Origin of the sequence: Aquitalea pelogenes (assembly GCF_001515305.1) — a bacterium.
In the GTDB taxonomy this organism is placed as follows: Bacteria; Pseudomonadota; Gammaproteobacteria; order Burkholderiales; family Chromobacteriaceae; genus Aquitalea; species Aquitalea pelogenes.
The window spans coordinates 1-2,573 of sequence record NZ_LNQV01000098.1 but is presented as its reverse complement, the minus strand read 5'-3'; the positions used below and the strand labels follow the sequence as shown (position 1 = coordinate 2,573).

The window sequence follows — 2,573 nt, the reverse complement described above, 5'->3', positions numbered from 1 at the left end:
CAGGCTAACAATATTGCTTGTCTGCCCGGGGGCGCTTATATCCGTGATGGTCATGTACAAATTAACCGGGCTTGGACAGTTAAGAGGCAGGCTGAATGCCGTGCTACCTGCAGTGGAGTTAATGCTGTTCAGCTGATTGGCATCAATTTTGGGCAATGCTACTTGTAAGCTTGTGGAGAGTATGCTGCATGTCTTGAAAATGGAGTTGGTGAAGCTTACAGTCCCGTCTTGCACGAAACTTGTGTAGACATATGGATCAAATTTCGGCGCATCAGGTGTTTTCCAGTAAAGAATTAACGATGCAAATCCTCCCATGTTAAAACTGTTTGTGTCTGTTAATGTGGCATAGCGTATTAATCGATACTTATAGCTTGCATATAGGTCAGATGTGGATGGGGTTACGGTAAATGTATTAAACGGGCCAATGCCTGAGTTTTGCGGTAATGCAGGTTGCATGTTGGAGCCGCCCGGAGGGCCTGCTGCAACAATATAACCAACGGTATTCGACATTTCAAATTTAAAGATTGTGTAATTGTTGCCATCAATTGGATCAGTAAAGTAGCCGGCGGTCCTGTTGCTGCTTGCTACTCCGATAACTAGCGGTTGATTGGCAGTGCAGTTAGCAAAAATACGACTATTTGCTACTAAGTACCATGGGCTTAGCGGGGTGACTAGTGGGGCGTCTGGACCAGGCACGGTTAATATGGGATTGATAGGACGAATGCCAGTGGTAATGGTGGAGCAAGCAGCATGAGCTGATTCGATCTGAAACAGGCAGAGTAGAGCGAATAAATAACGTAACATGGACTATCTCGCAGTGTTTGAATGGTGTTGTGGTGTTCGCTTGATACTGTTGGCCTAGTGTGATTGCGGATTTTAAATAATTTGATATTAAATAATTAAGCAAGAAAATGCTGAAAAATGTTTGTGATTTATAATATTTCTGCGAGAAGATGTGTAAAAGAAATTTCCTAAAAAGACAATGGAAATTTCCTTGATGTTAGGGTTTGCTATAGTTGGGGTTGCCTGCCTGATTAAATGAATGGCATGTGCCGTACAACATTCAAATTATTTTTAGCAGCAGCTTGGCAGGCAATCTATGGTCAGCCTGACCTTTGCAAGAACAGAATGCTGATGAATACTGACGAAGTAGGCTTGCTCTAATCTATCCGGATTCCTGGTAGGCAAAAAGCCCGATCCATGATGTGAGCCGCTCCCGCAGGTCCCTAAAAAGCCCTCAGTCTGTCATGACTGTTTTTCATGTCGGGGTGTCCTGCAGGCCGTGGGCCGGTTGTCGTCATCAGTGTCTGTCTTGGCAAAAGCAGGCTTCTACTCGCCGCCGGGTTTTACCCGGCGGTTTGCATTTCAATCAGGGCACGGGGTTGGGCACGGTACTCGCCCCCTTTGGCGAGTACCGCCCACACGACCCGTGCCAGTTTGTTGGCCAGGGCGCAGGCCACGATGTTCGAGTGACGACGCTGCATCAGCGTCACCGTCCACTCTGCCATCGCACTCTTCCAGCGCGACGCGTTCTGCATGATCACCCGGGCACATTGCACCAGGAGACGGCGCAGACTCTTGTCGCCCCGTTTGCTGATGCCCAGCAGCCTGGACTTCCCGCCCGTCGAGTGCTGTCGCGGCACCAGCCCCAGCGATGCCGCAAAGTCACGGGCATTGCCGTAGCCCTTGGCATTGCCTGCATCCGCCGACAACTGGCTGGCGGTGATCGGGCCGATGCCGGGTATCGTCATCAACCGCAGGGCGACATCGTCCTGCCGGGCCTCCGCAGCGATCTCGCGATCCAGTTCTTCGACCTCCGCCTTGAGCTGGCGGTAGTGCTCCAGCTGTCGTTGCAGGATCTGCCGGGCCTTGACCGGCAAATCATTGGACGTATCCATCAGCACCATCGGCAACTGCGTGATCCCCCGTACACCGACAGGGAGTGCGATGCCGAATTCCAGCAGCAGCGCATGAATCTGGTTGTTGGTCTGTACCCGTTCGGCAATGCGGGCCTCACGCAGGCGATGCAGTGCGGACAGGGCTTGCTGCTGGGCGCTCTTGGCCGCAACGTAACGCATGGTGGGACGTGTAGCTGCCTCGCAGATCGCCTGAGCATCAATGAAATCGTTCTTGTTGCCGGAGACAAACGGACGAATGTACTGCGGCGCGATCAGTTGTACCGTGTGGCCGAACCCCGTGAGTTTGCGTGCCAGCCAATGTGCACCGCAGCAGGCTTCCATCACGATGCGGCAGGGAGTCTGTTTGGCCAGGAAAAGGATGAGGCTGCAACGATTGAACTGCTTCTTGAGGATGGGATTGCCGCGCGGGTCGTGTCCGATGAGATGAAAACTGTGCTTGCCGATATCCAGGCCGATCAGTGTGACGGTTGCCATGATGCTCTCCTCGCAGAAGAAAAAATGCCTCAGCAGGTTTGACGCCTGCTGAGGCATTTAGGTCAGGCTGACCATCACATTAAGCCCACCAGCGGCGACAGCAGCAGCGAATAGCCCACCTTGCTGACCTGGGTCCAGTCCACCCCGCTGGTGCCATCGCGGCCATGCATCAGCGCATTG

The 2,573-nt window shown here is 52.6% G+C and carries 2 protein-coding genes; both read right to left on the bottom strand.

All coding sequences use genetic code 11. The features are described 5' to 3' along the window. Positions 1 to 804: fimbrial protein (locus AWT75_RS21510; RefSeq protein WP_153013413.1), on the bottom strand; the 804-nt coding region annotated here is incomplete at its 3' end. Between the two features lie 542 nt (positions 805 to 1,346). Then, positions 1,347 to 2,393, bottom strand: a complete 1,047-nt coding sequence (locus AWT75_RS20280) for an IS110 family RNA-guided transposase (protein ID WP_062791553.1) — start codon at positions 2,391 to 2,393, stop codon at positions 1,347 to 1,349. Positions 2,394 to 2,573: the final 180 nt, after the last annotated feature.